The following is an 18,256-nucleotide window of genomic DNA, read 5'->3' as shown; positions in this document are numbered from 1 at the left end:
GATTGTGAAATTATTTTTTTAGATAGTCGATCGCATTTTTGGTAAGTCTGCGAATGTTCGTGATGAATCTATTACTGGTAGGCGCACCATTTTGAGGTTCTGAATACCAATCGTATGCACCAAAGGTGATTACGACTACATTTCCCGGACCATTGGTTTGAGGCCATTCAGCGATGCCAACGCGACCGTCGAGGTTATCGTCCCATGCTTCAGATGCCAGGTTTACGCCACCTGTCTGCTGACGCCATCCTGCACCATTCATGTAACCTCCCCAATCAGGAAGAAACCACCAGGCCGTGTGGTTAAGTCGGAATGTTCCTTTTTGCAAAAGATTGGCCTTCCCGGTTTCATAGGTCTCCAAACCCTGAAAGAGGGGATGAGATTCCTTGCCTTTGAAAGAGATCCCCCAGTCGCTACCATTTTCGATAAAGCCATTCGGGAGAAAATCGCCAAAAACATTATTTGGACCCTTACCTGCTGGTACTATGCCCAATGCTTCAACATACCTGCCGGCAAAAGATGTTAGTAGTAAACTTCCACCTGCGTTACGGTAGGCTTTCAGCGCATTCAAACTGGCAGAACTGGTTGCCTGAGCAGGGAGATCTTGTGCAGAGTCGAAGTGCCACCAAATCACTTTATAGTTAGACAGACGTTTTCCGGTTTCCAATGCGCCAAATGAAATATAGTCTGCAGTAGGGTAGGTGGCAAAAAACCAGTCACTTGCTGCTTTTTCATCCGGGTTAGTTATTGCCGATCTTGAACTTGCTGTACCTAAAAACGCATACTCGCTTACAGAATTACTGATAAAGGTGACCTGGTAACTTGTTGTAAAATTGCCCTTGGTGAAAGTGTAGGTTACCGGTTGACTGAAATCCTGTGCTGTGCCACTTAGCGGGCTAACCACAACGTCTGGCTCTGCTTCTATGATAGGTTTAATTCCAGCTAAATCTGTTCCATCGGGAAGGATTAACGTTGAGGTACGGTTATCGTGATTTATTGATGCCTTTAAGCTACCCACAGAGACGCTTTTGAGTGGAGGAATAATTTTCACCGTTGTTGAATAATCTTTGAAAACATTTCCATTCATTACCCTGAAATCTACGGCACCGGTAAAATTAATGGGTTTATTAAAATTCATGGAACTTGTTGCGCCATCTGGCATTTCCACCTTAGGTGTCAAATTTGAAATATCTGTACCAAAAGGAACATTAACGCTTATCGCACCCGTTTTTTGGTCGATAGTAGCAGCAATACCATTAATCGAATAAGACATGAGCTGTACCTGGCTGTCAAGTTTAAAATCATTGTTCTTATCCTTTTTGCAGCCAATAAATGGTAGTACCACTACAAAAAATAAAAGTGCTTTCAATATTTGCTTTAATTTCATTATCTGTAAGTTAAAGGTTAGTAACCTGGATTTTGAACATAGTTATTTTCACTAAAGAAGATTTGATTTTGAGGAATTGGCAGGTATTCATCCCTTCCTTTTGTGAATCTCGCACTGATAAAAATACTTCTGGTGCTTTTTTCCGAATCAAAAAAGGAGTTGATTACCTGATCGGCTACGCCCCATCGGATGAGATCAAAAAACCTTTCTCCTTCCAGTGCCATTTCTAAACGACGTTCAAATCGCAGCGCTTTTCTGGCATTTGCCTGATCCCAAACGATGTTTGTTCCCGGAACATATTGCTGTACGTTGTATTTAGAGGTAGGCTGTCCGTTAGCCATCACCAGTTTTGCTGTACTTTTAGATGCCCGGTCTCTTATTGCATTTATAATCGTTAAAGCCTCACTCTGCCTGCCCAGTTCAATCAGCGCCTCTGCTTTAAATAACATCACATCAGCCAACCTGATCATAATTCTGGCTTTTGTATTGCCGAAAAAGGGAGCAAGATTTATAAAACAGTCACAATCTGGTGATACATTTTCTTTCATGGAATTATAAGTTCCGTATAGCGGAATATTCCTGCTCCAGCTTGCTGTAACCACTCTTGTTGGATCATATTTCCATGGAGCTCCAGGTCTGGATATGGTGTGATCTACCCTTGGATCGACTGTGTTTGTAGCAAAATCGACATTCTGTTGGTTGAAAGTATCGAATAATGGTACCCCTGTAGTTGTTGTTCTGAAAGCGTTCATCAGGGTTTGTGATGGTTTTTGGAAATCGCAACATCCGATACCTTGTGGTACCGTAAGCATATCACCAAAGTTTACCCGGCCTCGTCCTGCGCCATCATTACTGGAAAACTGAACAGACATAATCGCTTCAGTGCCATTCTCAAATGTTCCGGAAGTGAAATTATTTGCAAAATCTGCTTGTAACTTATAGGATGAGGCCAGAACCTGATCGGATGCATCAATAACCTGTTGTAACCGGTTTTGGTCGATTCCTGTTACGGCATGTGTTGCATTTTGCGTGTAAGCCTGAAACAAACGTGTTTTAGCTAAAAAAGCATAAGCAGCAAATTTATTGGCTCTTCCTATTTGTGGTTGGGTTGCTGGTAATGCCTCGGCAGCAGCCTGAAAGTCACCGGCAATCTTCTCCAGAATCTGATCTCTGCTTAGTGCATTGTTCTTCACTAATTTGTAGTCATCTGAAGGCACTGTATCATCAATATACGGGATATTCTTAAAAAGGTTTTCTACCATCAGGTACCAGTATCCGCGTAAGAAACGAAGCTCTGCTAAACGGGTTTTAACCAAGGGATATTCCGCTTCGCTAAACTTGCTCAATACCCTGATGCCTTCATTTGCCCGCCTGATGCCTACATAGATATTAAACCAGATGCCATCATAGTTCCATTGGTCAGGTCTGGAGGCAATAAAAGTCTCCATATTATGGAAAACATCTCCATCATTGATACCGCCACCGCCTTTATAGGCATCATCAGCGCGGATATTTCCATACTGGTACATGCTAAATGCCCTGTTGATCTCATCGTTTCCTAATTGTGAATAAGCGGCGGTTACAAAACCCTCGGCCTGTGCCGGAGTTGCAACCTGGCTTTCGTTAAGCGAACCTTTAGGTCCAACTTCAAGTGCTTTTTTGCAGCCTGTGGCTAATATTAGCGAGACGGCAAGGGTGATTATATATTTTTTCATAATAAAATCTTCAATTATTTAAAATCTTACGTTAATTCCGGCTGTAACAACCAGTGGATTAGGATAGCCAAACCCTGGGGTCTCCGGATCCAGACCGGTGAAGGATTTTGACTTCATTAAAATGGCTAAATTGTCTCCTCCGATGTAAACACGAAGATTCTGCATTTTTAACTTGCTGATCAGCTGTTTGTTAAATGTATAGCCGATTTGAGCGTTTCTCAGTTTAAGATAAGATCCATTTTCTATAAAATAGGTCGAAAGACGAGACTCGAAATTATCATCTGTAAGCGCTACTGCCGGAATATCGGAGTTCGGATTGGAAGGTGACCATGCGTTTAATAACCTCGCTCCTTTATTTGAGGAAGATTCAACGGCACTCCAGAAATCAGTATAAGATTTGGCCTCATTTTGTATGGCTACATCACCTATACCCTGCAGAAGAAAAGAGAAATCAAAATTTTTGTAGTTGATGTTCGCATTAAACCCATATGTATATTTAGGTAGGGGATTTCCAATCCAGGTACGGTCATTTACATCGATAACACCGTCATGGTTTAAATCCACGTAACGGATTCTTCCAAGTCCTTTGTTGGGCTGCGCAGCATGATTATCTACTTCAGCCTGAGTTCTGAAAAGACCATCGGCAACATAACCGAAGAAAGATCCAATGGTTCTCCCCAGAATATTCTGTCCCTTACCATCACCTCCGTAGGCGTTTACTACTGCCGGAGGCAAGTAGGTAACCTTATTTCTAACCATATCGAAATTCCCGTTCACATCGATACTTAAATCATCAGTTAAGCGGCTTTTGTGCCCTATGGATAGTTCAAATCCACGGTTTTCCATTGATGCCCCGTTTACATAGGTATTACCGCCTTCGCCAAGTACGCCAATGTATGGAGGAAGCAATAAGATTCCAGTGGTTTTCTTAATGTAATAGCCAACACTACCATAAAGTTTTTGTTTCCAGAGCGAAAAGTCGAGTGCGACATTGCTCATTTCTGTTGCTTCCCAACGCAGGTTTGGATTGGCATTCTGGGACAGATAAAACCCGGAAGGAAGCACACCGCTTTTGTTTCCATTGATATCATAAGAAGTGATATTGTAATTGGACAGGTAAATATTATAAATCGCGTTATTATTAATTTCCTGATTACCGGTTTTTCCCCATCCTGCATGAAGTTTCAAATCGTCAACAATTGAGGTATTATTCTTTACGAAAGATTCTTCGCTAATTCTCCAGGCACCTGAGAATGCAGGAAACCAACCATATTTATTATTTGCTCCAAACCTGGAAGAACCGTCTCTTCTGATGGTTGCAGATAGGAGGTAACGATCCATATAAGAATAGTTTGCTCTACCTATGTAAGACATGAGCACGTTTTTTGCGCCACTGCCGCTGTTGTCTTTTATTCCCGTACCGGCATCTAAATAAAGGTAGTCAGGATCTTCTAAAACAAATCCTTCCCGTGATGCCATAAAAGTATTGTTATTTTCAACAAAGTGTTCTGTTCCTGCAAAGGCGTTAAGGCGGTGATTGCCTGACTCCAGGCTGTAATTCAGGGTATTGGTCCAGGTAGTTTTTACATTGTGTGTCTGGGTATTAATTACTTTGTTCACATCATTAACCAGGTAACCGCTCTGGTATTTTTTTTGCCAGTTCCGGCTTGTATAGTCACCGTAATCAATCCCGAAATTGGATTTGAATACCAAACCCTTAGCGATTTTAACATCGGCAAAGAAATTACCAAATAACCTCATGTAATCATAGCCATTCTGTTGATTGTCTTCCAGCACCCGAACAGGGTTCTGGCGATCGTTCATCCCGTCAACAGGACCGCCCCAGCCTATGCCGTCTACGGTATGCACCGGTATAATAGGCAATGCCTGCAGTGCGGAATTGATAATGTCGGCAGCAACTTCTTTTGTTTTGGTTACGCTCAGGTTCTGACCTATCGTCAAGCCACCATTGAATAACTTATAGTCTGAATTTATTCTCGCTGAGATACGGTTGAATCCGGTCGTTCTTACAATGCCTTTGTTGTCAAAGTAGCCGAGGGAAAGTAAATAGTGTCCGTTTTCAGTTCCGCTTGAAACCTGGGCATCATAATTCTGAATGATACCAAGCTGGGATATTTCTTTAAACCAATCTGTATTTGAGGTGCGAAGGGTTTGTGTAGAGTTTAGGAATTCAGGTAAAAGCACCTTGTTCAATACAGGCTGATTGGTGTTTGGGTCAACCTTCCAGTCGAATTGATAACGCAATCCATTCGAATTAGGATCGAGGTTTTTGTTAACATAAGCCTGCCACAAAATTTTACCATAACCTTCCGCATCCAGCATATCCAACTTATTGACATAGGTAGAAAGCGATGAGTAAGCGTTACCACTTAACTGTGTCTTACCGGTTTTACCCTTTTTAGTGGTAATTACAATTACGCCGTTTCCTGCCCTGGCGCCATAGATACTGGCAGATGAAGCATCTTTAAGAATCTGCATCGATTCAATATCAGCCTGATTGAGTTCATGCATGCCTGACTTGGTAGGTACACCGTCGATAATGTATAAAGGGTCGTTGTTATTTAAAGTTCCGATACCCCTGATTCGAATGGTTGCCGGAGCGCTGGGCGCTCCGTTTCCTGTGATGTATACGCCCGCTACCTGGCCCTGCAATGCTTTCATCGGGTTGGCTACAGATTGCTTTTTAAGTTCATCTACATCCACAATGGCCACATCACCTGTCAGATCTTTTTTTCTTTCCGTCTGGTAGCCCGTTACCACCACATCGTTCAGGTTAGTAGCGGAAACTTCCAGTTGTGCGTCTACTACCGAAGTAGGGCCAACCTTGGAACTAACTGTCTGAGCACCCATGTAAATAAATCGGAGGGTTTGCCCTGCGGCGGCCTGAATTAAAAACTTCCCCTTTTCGTCTGTTTGTGTGGATTTACCTGTTTCTACATTATAGACGGAAGCTCCCGGAACAGGTTTTGAGGATTTATCGGTAACCGTCCCGGTAATGTTTCGGATTTGTGCATATGTACTTGCCATAAAGCAAAACACAAGAACACAGCAAAGTATTACTTTTCTCATAAAATATGGTTTATAATGGTTAGTTTCTCTCTATATAATCAGCATTGGCCGGTTATGTAGTTTATTTGTTTTTATCCTCTAAGCAGCAGTGTGTGCACTGTTACTGTCAGTTTTTGTCGTAAATAATTCGTTATAGAAAGCCTGGTATTCGTCAAATTTGTATTCGGGGCATCCGCCTTTCTTCGTTGCGATAAATGCACCCATCGCAATCGCTTTCTTAAGGATTTGCAATGGTTGATCCCGGCGGTTGTGGGCAGCAATAAAGGCAGCCAAAAAGGAATCGCCGCTGCCAATCGTGTCCTTTACTTTAACCTCATTTCCCCAAACATTATAGGTTTTATCTAAACTATAGTATGAGGCACCGAACTCACCTTTGGTTACAATAACCTCGGGGATTTTAAACCGGTCTTGTATGAATCGTACCTGATCAGCTTCCCCTTTTAAAGAACCACCGAACATGATTTGTACAATACCCAGCTCCGCTTCATTAAACTTGACAATGTCTGCCTTTGATAATAAATGACCTAATTGAGCCTGATTGATAAAGGGCGCACGAAGATTGATATCGAACACTTTAATCGCGTCATTATCCAAAAGATTATAAAGGGTATTCCTTGAGGTTTCATTTCTGGACGCTAAACTTCCGAAAATAAAGTAAGTTGCTGGTTTTATGTGCTTTAGGAGTTGTTGGCCCTGATCAATAAAATCCCAGGCCACCGGAAACACGATTTCATAACTTACTTCATTGCCATTGTTCATTTTGGCAAGAACCTGGCTGGTTTCATATTGCTCATCAACTTGTAGAAGTCCTGTATTTATTCCCCAGTTTTCCATCAATCCAAGGAGTTTACGGCCATTTTCATCGTTCCCAATCCGGCTGATCAGGCTTGAGCCCATGCCCAGCTTATTGAGGTGATAAGCAACATTTAATGGTGCTCCTCCAGGCTGTGGCCCGTCTGGCAGTACGTCCCACAGAATTTCTCCATAACATGTGGCTGGAGTAGAACTATAGTTTGGGTTATTTATCATATTATTCACGTATCATTTAATGCATCAAAACAACATTTTCTCCGATCTGCTCAAGTGATCTTCCTTTAGTTTCCGGCATCATCTTCCATACAAAAATCAGTTGTAAGACCATCATCCCTGAGAAAAAGAAAAATATATTGGCACCTCCAAATGATTCTGCCAGATAAGGAAAGCAGAATGCAATCAGTGCTGCCATTACCCAGTGGGTAGAGCTGCCAAGTGTTTGTCCTTTTGCCCTAACCTGATTTGGGAAGATCTCTGAAATGAATACCCAGATCACCGCTCCCTGAGAAAACGCAAAGAAAGCAATAAAGAGCATTACATAAATCGGGATTTCAAAACCGCTGGATGAACCACCCAGAAAAGCAAATGCAACAAGTCCAAGGGATACAATAAGGCCTACAGAACCAATAAGCATCAAGGTTTTTCGACCAACTTTATCGATGATATTGATGGCCAGTAGTGTAAAGATGAAATTGACCATTCCGATACCTACAGTAGATAAAAGAGAAGAATGCGCTCCAAGCCCTGCCATCTCAAAAATTCTTGGCGCATAATAAATGATGGCGTTTATTCCGGATACCTGGTTGAAGAAGGCAAACAGCACGGCCAGGATAACAGGTGTCTTGTACTTGCCTGAAAAAAGTCCGTCTGTAGATTTATCCCGTTGCATATCCTCACCTGACTTTTTGATAGCGGCAAGCTCTTCATTGCAGTTTAGTGGGTTGATGATGCGCAGGATTTCCAGTGCTTTATCGTATGCACCACGTTTGAGTATAAGCCATCTTGGACTTTCAGGAATAAAATAGATTAGCACCAGGAATATTATTGAAGGAAATGCCTGAACACCAAGCATCCATCTCCAGGATGCCTCGCCTCCCTGACTGAGCAAATAGTTTGAAAGGTAGGATATCAATATACCCAGTACAACATTGAACTGGAAAAGCCCTACAAGCCGTCCCCGTCTGTGTGCCGGGGATACCTCGGAAATATAAATCGGTGCGGTTACAGATGATATGCCTACGCCCAGGCCACCTAAGAAGCGGAATGCTAAAAAGATATACCAGTTATCTGCCAGGGCGGTACCCAGCGAAGAGAGTAAGTATGCAGCAGCTACGAAATAAAGTGTATTTTTTCTTCCGAAATAATCAGATGGACGGGATCCTACAAGAGAGCCGATTACCGTACCGATAAGTGCAATGGAGATGGTAAGGCCATGCGAGAAAGCAGAGAGATTCCAAAACTGCTGTATCGATTTTTCAGCACCTGAAATTACTGCCGTGTCAAAGCCAAACAAAAAGCCGCCTAGGGCCACAACCATGGACCACGCCAGGACAGAATGTTTTTTCATAAAAAGTTTATTATTGGTTAACGATCGCAAATTAGGCCAAATGGCTTCGTGGCACTATTAAAAATCTTTCAAAAACGTTAAAAAATTAAATCAACGTAAGTTATTGTTTATGAGTGATTTGAGTTTTGTCTGCTTCGGCTGTTAGGTTTAACCTTAAATATTGTAACATCAGATGTTAAATTTGGTTACATGATACCAGGCGAGGATTTATCACTCATTTCCAATATTGAAAAGTAATCTATAGCTTTATTAAATGAATAATCAAATATTCCGGAAAATGGCTAATATCCAGGGTGTCAAAGTTTGGCTTTTGGGTCTGATCACTACGCTGTTTTTCTTTAGCTCCTGTTCGGAAAAGAAAGAAGAAAAAAAGTTTACCATCGGTTTTTCGCAATGTGTGGGTTCTGATTTATGGAGGAAAACGATGCTTGAAGAAATGAAAATGGAACTTTCCCTTCGGTCAGGAACCAACTTCATTTATATGGATGCTAACAATAGCAGCAAGAAACAGATTGAACAGGTGGAAGAATTGGTCGATAATCATATTGATCTGTTAATCATATCTCCAAACGAAGCATCTCCATTAACAGATATCGTTGAAAAAGTATATAATAAAGGAATTCCTGTAATTGTTCTTGACCGGAAAACTTCCTCCTCCCAATATACCGCTTATGTGGGTGCCGAAAACCATCAGGTAGGCAAAATGGCTGGCCAATACATCACTAAGCTACTGAAGGGAAATGGCAAAGTGGTTGAGATATTGGGGTTACCGGGATCTTCTCCGGCCATGGAGCGTGATAAAGGATTTTCTGATGAGTTAAGTAAATCACCGGGAATAAAATTAGCAGCTCAGGTTTATGGTAATTGGGTTGCCCGAAGTACACTTTTGGAACTGGAAAAGAATAAAGAAACGATCCTGCAATCTGATGCTATTTTTGCACACAATGATGTTATGGCGGCTAGTGTAAAAGATTTTCTTCGTCATCATAAAGCCTCAGAACATATTAAGGTAATAGGAGTAGATGCGCTTCCTGGTCCGGGTGGTGGGCTACAGCTGATCAGTGAAGGGAAAATATCCGCCAGCGTGTTATATCCCACAGGAGGCAAAGAAGCCATTAGTATTGCTTTCAAAGTTTTAAATAAAGAACCTTTCTCAAAAGAAAATATCCTGCAGAGCTTAGTGATCGACAGTTCTTTAGTTCAGCTAATGAAACTTCAATGGGCAAAGGTATCCAGCCAGCAAAGAGATATTGAACGCCAGCAAACAATGTTATCTGATCAGCTGCGGATCTACGATAATCAAAAGCTGGTGCTTAATTTTATTGTGATCACACTGGTATTGGCCGTGATATTTGGGGGGCTGGCATTTTTCTCCTTATTGGAGAACCGGAAAATTAACAAAAGCCTTGAGCAGAAAAACGTCCAGATTCTGGATCAGCGAAATAAGCTAATCGATGCCTCGGCTAAAATAGAGGCAGCGACTGAGGCCAAGCTTAATTTTTTTACCAATATATCTCATGAGTTCAGAACCCCGCTAACTTTGATTTTATCTCCATTGGAAGATCTCCTTGAAAGCGATAAAATCCAGAGCGGGGAAAAGCGTGAACTGACGATGATTCAAAAGAATGCCTATCGGTTACTGAAGCTGATCAATGAACTTATTGATTACAGAAAGATAGAGCACCAGAAATTTCATGTGCAACCAACAAGCAATAACGTTCAGTCTTTCCTGAATGAAATCATAGAAAGCTTTAGATACGGCGCACTTAAAAAAGATATTGCCTTGAAATTTTCCTTTCCTCAACATGATATCATAGCTAATTTTGACGTAAATATTCTTGAAAAAATCATCCTCAATCTGTTGAGTAATGCATTGAAATTTACCCCGGCGCATGGAAGAATACATGTGGATTTAACCACTGAAGCGAATAATTTTATTATTTCTGTTTCTGACAATGGCAGCGGGATGAATCCAGAGGAATTGCAGCAGGTTTGGGATCAATTTTATCAATCCAATACCAGCGAATCAAGAGGATCTGGCCTTGGCCTTTCCCTTACCCGTGAACTGGTGCATTTGCACGGTGGCACTATTGAGGTACAGAGTAGAAAATGGCAGGGAAGTACATTCACGGTCACAATGCCATACGGAGAGTCCACAGATTCAAAGCTTTCTCCTATAAGCGCAGATGACAGAAGTGTTTCACTAACTGAACAAGTAAAAGTTTATATCACAGAAGAATTACCGGCGGAGAATAGGCAGATTGATTCGATTGGTGAGTATATCAAAGAATATTCCGTCCTGATTATTGAGGATAATCTCGACTTGTTAAATTATCTTCAAGAAAAATTTTCAGTCAATTATGAGGTGTTTACCGCCACAACCGGTAACCAGGGACTTCATGAAGCTTTTGAAAAAATTCCTGACATCATTGTTTCTGATGTGATTATCCCCGGGATGTCGGGCAAAGAAATTGCAAAAAAACTTAAAACAGATCTGCGAACCTCCCATATTCCACTTATCCTGCTCACAGCACAAGCTAGCCCTGAACAGCAGATCGAGGGCATAAACAGTATGGCCGATCTTTATATGACCAAACCTTTTCATTTTGATTTCCTTCAGGCAAATGTACGAAACCTGCTTGCCAACCGTATGTTACTAAAGGAGCATTACATCAGCGATATCAGCTCTGGTGTAGAGAAAAAATCAACATTAAGCGTTCTTGATAAGAAGTTCCTGAATGATTTTGCAGGCATTGTAGAACATCACCTGGGGAATGAAACACTGAATGTGGAAGACCTGGCAAAGATGATCGGTATTTCCCGTATTCAGCTTTACAGAAAGGTGAAAGCATTACTTGACTGCAGCATTACGGACTACATTTTAAACCGTAGATTGAAAAAGGCTACTTACCTGCTGACGAATGAAGATTATTCCATTTCCGAAATCGCCTTCAAAATAGGTATTTCCTCACCAACCTACTTTTCAACCTTGTTTAAAGGGAAATATGGAATGAGCCCCAGTGAGTTTAAGAAAAAACAGAATAATTGAAGATGAATAGTTCGAGTGTTATAGATTCCGGACCTTTTTGAATCATTGGCAAAGAATTATAATGATATACTTTTCTATTTGGTCAGGATACTCAAACGTGGAAAAAACATTTAGGAAGAATGATTTTTTGAAATATCTTCAATAAATTTGATAGGTTTTTTCGATGGATCTTAATCCACAATAATTATGATAAAATCAGCGCATCTGCCTGACCTCTTCACATTACAATCCATTTTTGAAGGCATTCAGGATGCCATATACTGTCATGACCTTGACTTCAGGATCACCAATTGGAGTCCGGCTGCAGAACGTATGTTTGGTTATACCGAACAAGAGATATTGGGCCAATCTGTTTTTATGCTGATTCCAGATGACAAGTATTCAGAGAAGGAAAGGCTGATGCAGGAAGTTTTAAACGATAAGCGTATCAGCCAGTACAGAACAGTTCGTGTTAGCCGCTCGGGGAAACAAATACCTGTCACCTTATCTCTTTCGCCGATTAAAGATGATCAGGGGCAAATTATTGGCATGTCTCAAATTGCCCATGATGTTTCCTTCGAACACCAGGCAGAGGAAAAACAATCCATGCTTGCCGCTATTATAGAAAGTTCTGAAGACGCCATTATCAGTAAAACGCTTGATGGAATCATAACGACATGGAATAAAGGAGCAGAGCATATTTTTGGCTATACCGAAGACGAGGCCGTTGGCCAGCCGATCACAATACTTCTCCCTGCTGATCGTTTGACCGAAGAAGAAACTATAATTGCAAGCCTGCGACGTGGCGAAAAGGTAGACCATATACAGACCATCAGAAAAACAAAAGATGGGCGCCTACTAAATATTTCACTCACCGTATCTCCTATTAAAAATCGCGATGGAGTTGTTATTGGGGCATCGAAGATCGCCCGTAATATTACTTCCCAAAAGGAGTCTGAAAAATTAATTGCTAAGCACATGGAACGCCTGGAATTGTTGAATGTAGTGGGCAGGAGCATTAATGAATCGCTAGACCTTCAGCAAATATTACAGCAGGTAACTGATTCTAGCACAAAGCTAACCGGTGCAGCATTTGGTGCGTTTTTTTATCATCAAGTTAACCAGGAAGGGAAATCTCACTGGTTATACACCATGTCGGGTGTTCCAAGAGAGGCCTTCGTTAATTTACCGACGCCAGATGATACTGCCTTATTTCATTCTATTTTCAGAGAAGGAGTAGTTCGCTCAGACGACATCACCCAGGATGCCCGATACGGTAAAAATTCGCCATTTTTTGGAAAACTTTCCGAACCTCTACCTGTGATCAGTTATCTTACGGTTCCGGTTAAAAACAAATCAGGTGAAGTGATAGGCGGGCTGTTTTTTGGTCATCAGGAAAAGGCAATTTTTAAGCAAGAACATGAGGAACTTGTCCTTACGGTGGCTTCCCAGGCGGCCATCGCTATAGAAAATTCGATGCTTTTTAAAGAGGTACAGGAACTGAGTGCGAAAAAAGACGGATTCATTGCAATGGCTTCTCATGAACTAAAAACACCAATGACTTCTCTTTTTGGTTTTTTGCAGTTGGCCAATCGCAACACGGGTGAAGGGATCGCGAAAAATCTCCTTGAAAGGGCGATCAGACAATTGGAAAAAATGATTGTTCTGGTTAGTGATCTTTTTGATGTCTCCAAAATCCAGTCCGGAAAACTACAACTGAATATAGAAAACCTTAACCTGGCCATCCTTATTCAGGAAATGAAGGAATCTTTTTTACAAGCCCATCCGGCGCATATTTTAACTATTGAAATGCCGGAAGAAAGCTTTGTTAATGCTGATCGCATGCGCCTTGAACAGGTACTCACGAATTTATTGAACAATGCAGTTAAATACGCAACTCAGCAAAAAACAATTGAATTGAAGGTTCAACATTTGGATAATGTGGTACTTACTTCGGTTAAAGATTTTGGACCAGGTATTAGCGAAGAAAACCAGCGTCATATATTCAGCCAGTTTTACCAGGCCAAGGAAAATAAAGACGGTTCATCAGGATTAGGCCTGGGGCTTTTTATATCGAAAGATATTGTTGAACGCCATGGTGGCCTGATTTGGGTTGAAAGCGAACCCGGTAAAGGTGCAACGTTTAATTTTTCTTTACCATTGGCATAAACTATCAGGGCTTAGATAATGGAGGGCATGACAGATTTAAAAAATCGCCGTCATTTCGACTGAAGCGCAGCGAAATGGAGAAATCTTTGAACTATGTAAAAAGATTTCTCCACTGCGGTCGAAATGACGCCTCTTGTGTATCTGACATCAAGCCTCCGATGTATTGAAAAAAATAACTCCTATCAATAATATATATTGTATTCTGCTGATAATGAGTATATATGGCTTTTAAAAATTGCAAATCTATCATCAGCCCTTTCCTCATCCGTATTTTCAGTTGATAATTCATTATAAATCAGGTTTTATTAGGATTATGGATCAAAGCTAACAAAGCCTTAATCACTTAAGATGTAATTATAAAGTGAAACCTACAGTATAAACCTGTTTTTTATAGACACTGGGAGACATGCCTGTAAGTTTTTTAAAGGATTTTGAAAAGTAGGAGAGATTATCAAATCCGGTTTGTGTTGCAATATCCGAATAGGCAAGCCTGCTGGTGGCTAATAAATATTGCGCCCGTTCAATCCGTTTTTCAAGAATATAGGTAACTGGCCGCTGGCCGGTAAAAGTTTTGAATAAACGGGAGAAATAATCAGGATGCTGATTTATACGTGAAGCCAGACTGGTTACGGATAGTTCCTGCTGCAAATTTACAAGGATATAACCTACTGTTTCAGCTATTTTGGCTGGCGCATGTCGTTCCTCATGTTTCCGATGTAACTGCGGTTGGAGTAAACGCCCCATCAATTGAAGTAGTATGCCCTGTGTTTCAAGGTAACTTGCTAAGCCCTGCATATTGTTCAGTTCCTGGTATTCTTTATAGAAAATATTTTTTTCATAAATTTTTGGGTCATCAGACCGGTTAATGCCACGACCTGGATTTATTTCGAGCAGCCGCTTAAAAAGATCAATGTCCATCTGTGTTGCCTTGATTTTTGAAACATTGCGGCTTCTTGCAAATAGAGAAGTGCCGTTTGCAGATTCTTCAAAAAACTGTACAAAATATTGGCTCAAATATCCGTTGCAATGCAGATTACAAAGTGTGAAACTGGGTATTATATACAGATATCCCGGTTCAAGTTTTAAAGATCCCGAGGGGTCAGATACCTCACCGTTCCCATCGTCTATATAATAAATCCGGAAATACGGACTGATCACGTTCAGGTAGTTCCATTTTTCTGTTAATTTCACATAATCTACATTGAGCAACGAAAAGGTATTTTGCAGGACTCTTTTGATCATTTTCTAAATGTCGGATTTTTACAATAAAAAGTCTAATTTATTCAAAAATAGGTCGGATAAGATGTTTATTTTTGATTATAATACCAAGTATAAACCGTTAGGGAGGCAGGAGTCTTGCAATTATCATCATCTGATTATTGCTGCCAGATATTAGCGGCCCCGATCTTCACAATATTGAAACCGGAATAGTAGCTTTTAAATGATCACACAATGAAAAAAAGAATATTCTTAAGCATAATTACAATTTCCATGTTGTTAAATGCACAAGCTCAGCAAAAGACCACTACTACTGAGCAAGGTAAATTCAGCCCTACCGATGAATCCTTACAACAGTATAAATATCCCGACTGGTTCCGTGATGCCAAATTTGGTATCTGGTCGCATTGGGGTCCTCAGGCAGTTCCTCGTCAGGGCGATTGGTATGCCAAAAACATGTATTTACAGGGTAATAATCAAAATAAATATCATGTAGAGCATTATGGAACACCATCCAAATTTGGTTATAAAGACATTATCCCGCTTTGGAAGGCAGAAAAATGGAATCCTGAACAATTAATGGCGCTTTATAAAAAAGCGGGTGCCAAATATTTTGTAAGCATGGGTTCGCACCATGATATGTTCTTTTTGTGGAATTCGAAGATACATAAATGGAATTCGGTAAATATGGGGCCGCATAAAGATGTAGTTGGACTTTGGCAGAAAGCAGCAAAAAAAGAAGGTCTCCGTTTTGGGGTTTCTGAGCATCTTGCTGCAAGTTTCAACTGGTTCCAGCCCAGCCATGGGTCGGATACAACCGGCCAGTTTGTCGGTGTTCCGTATGATGGCCGCGATCCTCAATATTCAGACCTGTATCATTTACCTGCCGACTCGAGCAATATCAAAGAATGGTTGACCAATAATCCTGCATGGCATAAAAAATGGTTAGAAGACGTAACCGAACTTATTGATCTCTATCAACCTGATCTGCTTTATTCTGATAGCAAAGTTCCTTTTGAAGAATATGGGCGTAAAATGGTGGCACATTATTATAATCAGGATATGGTCAAAAATAAAGGTAAACTGGAAGCCGTTTACACGCCTAAAGAAGCTTCCGGAGGTAAATGGGCGCAGGATGTAGAACGTGGTGTGCTGGATTCGATCAGCCCTTTTCCGTGGCAGACCGATACATCAATTGGCGATTGGTATTACAGAACAGGACAACGTTACAAGAGTGCGAATGGAATTGCCCAGCTTTTAATTGATGTGGTGAGTAAAAATGGAAATTTACTGATTAATGTTGTACAGACACCGGAAGGAGATTTAGAGCCTGATGTAATCAAAATAGTAACGGAAATAGGCGAATGGACCAAGACTTATGGCGAAGGAATTTATGCTACAAGGCCTTGGAAAGTCTACGGTGAAGGACCATCTACAATTAAATCGAACCAGAAAAAAGGCGTTTTCGGCGGATTGACAGACACCCGTGAATACGAGGCTACAGATATCCGTTATACAACAAAGGGACGCGACCTTTTTGCGTTCTGTTTAGCTGTTCCCAAAACAGATATAAAAATGGAATTGTTGGGGAAAAATTCTAAATATCTGGATAAACCGATCAGTTCTGTTACCCTTTTGGGCAGTAAAGAAAAATTGGACTGGACACAAACTGGTGGTTCACTGGTGATCAAAAAGCCGAAAAATTATCCGGCCTGGGCGGTAACAGGATATAAAATAGAATTTAAGAAATAACACTATCCTATTAAATCCGCTTTGGTGGAAACTGAACGCTGCATACCGTGAGCTTGGAAGTAGTTTAATTATCATGTCAATAATTAAACTAATGGAAATTTTATAATTACAAATGAAAAGATACTGTTTGGCCCTTGATCTGGTTGATGATGAAAAACTTATCGCAGAATATGAAGCGTACCATGTTAATGGATGGCCTGAAATTAAACGCAGCATAACTGATTCTGGAATACTGGATATGGAAATTTACCGCATTTCTAACCGCTTATTTATGGTGATGGAAACGCAAGACGATTTCAGTTTCGAAAAAAAGGCACTTATGGACGCTTCCAACCCACGGGTTGAGGAGTGGGAAATGTTGATGTGGAAATATCAGCAGGCACTGCCTTTTGCAAAGCCAGGTGAAAAGTGGGTGTTGATGAAAAATATATTTCAGTTAAAAGGCTAACGACAATCAAAACGAACCGAGGGGCCTAAGTTTGCCCCTCTTTATTTTCGGAACCAGTAGTTTAAGATCTCTATCAGGCGGTATGATTAGGGTGTTAACCCTTATGCATTCCTACAAATGCCAAATCGAATCCAATAAATTTGATTTGGATTAGGAGGGAGGGTTTTAAGCATTAATTTCAAGCCTATATCCTTTAGACCGTATCACAACAATGTTGATAGCAGGGTCGTGCTCCAGTTTTTTTCTGAGTTTTGATATAAACATATCCAGGCTACGCCCTACAATAACACCTTCGTCTTCCCATATTTCTTTCTGCAACCGGCTTCTCTCTATAAGTTCATTAGGAGACCTTGCGAAGATGAGCAGTAACCTGGTTTCAGTCCCGGTTAATTCTATCATCTTTTCGTTTATGGTGAGTTTACGATTTTTCGCATCAAATAAAACTGAACCCAACCTAATCAAGTCTGGATGCTGATCATCACTGGGTAAAGCTCTTCGCGGTTTAACAGATCTGAAAAAAATAAAACCAACAAACGCTAAAAATGGCAGGCTGCCCAAAAGATATCCATTCTTTGAGGTATTTATGCCTGTCGGTTTCAGTTTAATGTCGATCATGTAACGTGCTTTCGGCTGTTTTCTTCCTATGCAAGCTATAATTTCATCTTTTTTATTTTTGGATATTGCGTACGCATAGGCTACGCTGGAGTCGCTAAAGTTTAAAACTTTAACAACATAATCATCAGCCAGCGGGTCATTGGCCAACAACCGTTTAGTGGTATTCACCAGGGAGATGGGGTCGAAAGCAAACTCCTTCTCAAATCTGATCAGGTACTCATTCTCAGCAACCTTTTTTATCGGAAGCACTCTCGATGTGCTGTCGCCCGACTGTAAAAGTAGTTCATGTCCGATCCGGCGGAACAAAACTTCTCTTCTGGCGAAATCAAAGTCCTCGTTGCCGGTCATACTGAAAGCCGCACAGGTGACAGCGATAAACAAAACCAGTATGAATCCAAATAGGTATTTACCTTTCGCGTAGAAGTGATTTTGGCTATTAAGCATAGTGTCAGCT

11 protein-coding genes are annotated in these 18,256 nt (G+C 40.9%); 4 read left to right on the top strand and 7 right to left on the bottom strand.

Going from position 1 to position 18,256, the window contains the following annotated elements; all coding sequences use genetic code 11:
* Positions 1–10: 10 nt before the first annotated feature.
* The 5 genes from IM793_RS14295 to IM793_RS14275 all read right to left on the bottom strand — a co-directional run bounded on the left by IM793_RS14295 (position 11) and on the right by IM793_RS14275 (position 8,572).
* Entirely contained in the window at positions 11–1,387 is a 1,377-nt protein-coding gene (locus IM793_RS14295) for a DUF4960 domain-containing protein (protein WP_193422432.1), read from the bottom strand.
* 17 nt (positions 1,388–1,404) lie between these two features.
* Positions 1,405–3,102, bottom strand: a complete 1,698-nt coding sequence (locus IM793_RS14290) for a RagB/SusD family nutrient uptake outer membrane protein (RefSeq protein WP_193422430.1) — start codon at positions 3,100–3,102, stop codon at positions 1,405–1,407.
* A gap of 18 nt (positions 3,103–3,120) precedes the next feature.
* Entirely contained in the window at positions 3,121–6,192 is a 3,072-nt protein-coding gene (locus IM793_RS14285) for a TonB-dependent receptor (protein WP_193422428.1), read from the bottom strand.
* 78 nt (positions 6,193–6,270) lie between these two features.
* Complete coding sequence (locus tag IM793_RS14280) at positions 6,271–7,221, bottom strand: carbohydrate kinase (RefSeq protein ID WP_193422426.1); 951 nt, start codon at positions 7,219–7,221, stop codon at positions 6,271–6,273.
* Between the two features lie 16 nt (positions 7,222–7,237).
* A complete protein-coding gene (locus IM793_RS14275) occupies positions 7,238–8,572 on the bottom strand; it encodes a sugar porter family MFS transporter (RefSeq protein ID WP_193422424.1) in 1,335 nt (444 codons plus the stop codon).
* 253 nt (positions 8,573–8,825) lie between these two features.
* On the opposite strand from IM793_RS14275, the gene IM793_RS14270 reads away from it, so the two are divergent.
* Both IM793_RS14270 and IM793_RS14265 read left to right on the top strand, forming a co-directional pair.
* Positions 8,826–11,621 (top strand): substrate-binding domain-containing protein, encoded by a 2,796-nt coding sequence (locus tag IM793_RS14270; RefSeq protein WP_227256261.1) that lies wholly within the window; start codon positions 8,826–8,828, stop codon positions 11,619–11,621.
* Between the two features lie 186 nt (positions 11,622–11,807).
* Positions 11,808–13,769 carry a PAS domain S-box protein gene (locus tag IM793_RS14265; RefSeq protein WP_193422422.1) on the top strand — a complete coding sequence of 654 codons (1,962 nt, stop codon included), beginning with the start codon at positions 11,808–11,810 and terminating at the stop codon, positions 13,767–13,769.
* A 354-nt stretch (positions 13,770–14,123) separates the two neighbouring features.
* Here IM793_RS14265 and IM793_RS14260 read toward each other — a convergent pair whose 3' ends face one another.
* Positions 14,124–15,011, bottom strand: a complete 888-nt coding sequence (locus IM793_RS14260; protein WP_193422420.1) for an AraC family transcriptional regulator — start codon at positions 15,009–15,011, stop codon at positions 14,124–14,126.
* Positions 15,012–15,221: 210 nt separating this feature from the next.
* Between IM793_RS14260 and IM793_RS14255 the strand changes: the two genes are divergently transcribed.
* On the top strand, positions 15,222–16,739 hold the full coding sequence (locus tag IM793_RS14255; protein ID WP_193422419.1) for an alpha-L-fucosidase: 1,518 nt from the start codon (positions 15,222–15,224) through the stop codon (positions 16,737–16,739).
* 112 nt (positions 16,740–16,851) lie between these two features.
* The gene (locus tag IM793_RS14250; RefSeq protein ID WP_132394810.1) at positions 16,852–17,187 is read left to right on the top strand and encodes an L-rhamnose mutarotase; all 336 of its coding nucleotides are present in this window, start codon (positions 16,852–16,854) and stop codon (positions 17,185–17,187) included.
* Between the two features lie 165 nt (positions 17,188–17,352).
* Here IM793_RS14250 and IM793_RS14245 read toward each other — a convergent pair whose 3' ends face one another.
* On the bottom strand, positions 17,353–18,246 hold the full coding sequence (locus IM793_RS14245) for a winged helix-turn-helix domain-containing protein (protein WP_193422417.1): 894 nt from the start codon (positions 18,244–18,246) through the stop codon (positions 17,353–17,355).
* Positions 18,247–18,256: the final 10 nt, after the last annotated feature.

It is taken from the genome of Pedobacter sp. MR2016-19 (genome assembly GCF_014947265.1).
Taxonomy (GTDB): Bacteria; Bacteroidota; Bacteroidia; order Sphingobacteriales; family Sphingobacteriaceae; genus Pedobacter.
This window is presented reverse-complemented; position numbering and strand designations above follow the sequence as displayed.

Excerpts from the sequence above, each read along its gene's own strand:
- IM793_RS14250 (WP_132394810.1), top strand. The coding sequence starts at position 16,852 with ATGAAAAGATACTGTTTGGCCCTTGATCTGGTTGATGATGAAAAACTT.
- IM793_RS14280 (WP_193422426.1), bottom strand. The coding sequence starts at position 7,221 with ATGATAAATAACCCAAACTATAGTTCTACTCCAGCCACATGTTATGGA.
- IM793_RS14290 (WP_193422430.1), bottom strand. The coding sequence starts at position 3,102 with ATGAAAAAATATATAATCACCCTTGCCGTCTCGCTAATATTAGCCACA.
- IM793_RS14295 (WP_193422432.1), bottom strand. The coding sequence starts at position 1,387 with ATGAAATTAAAGCAAATATTGAAAGCACTTTTATTTTTTGTAGTGGTA.
- IM793_RS14270 (WP_227256261.1), top strand. The coding sequence starts at position 8,826 with ATGAATAATCAAATATTCCGGAAAATGGCTAATATCCAGGGTGTCAAA.
- IM793_RS14285 (WP_193422428.1), bottom strand. The coding sequence starts at position 6,192 with ATGAGAAAAGTAATACTTTGCTGTGTTCTTGTGTTTTGCTTTATGGCA.
- IM793_RS14265 (WP_193422422.1), top strand. The coding sequence starts at position 11,808 with ATGATAAAATCAGCGCATCTGCCTGACCTCTTCACATTACAATCCATT.
- IM793_RS14245 (WP_193422417.1), bottom strand. The coding sequence starts at position 18,246 with ATGCTTAATAGCCAAAATCACTTCTACGCGAAAGGTAAATACCTATTT.
- IM793_RS14275 (WP_193422424.1), bottom strand. The coding sequence starts at position 8,572 with ATGAAAAAACATTCTGTCCTGGCGTGGTCCATGGTTGTGGCCCTAGGC.
- IM793_RS14255 (WP_193422419.1), top strand. The coding sequence starts at position 15,222 with ATGAAAAAAAGAATATTCTTAAGCATAATTACAATTTCCATGTTGTTA.
- IM793_RS14260 (WP_193422420.1), bottom strand. The coding sequence starts at position 15,011 with ATGATCAAAAGAGTCCTGCAAAATACCTTTTCGTTGCTCAATGTAGAT.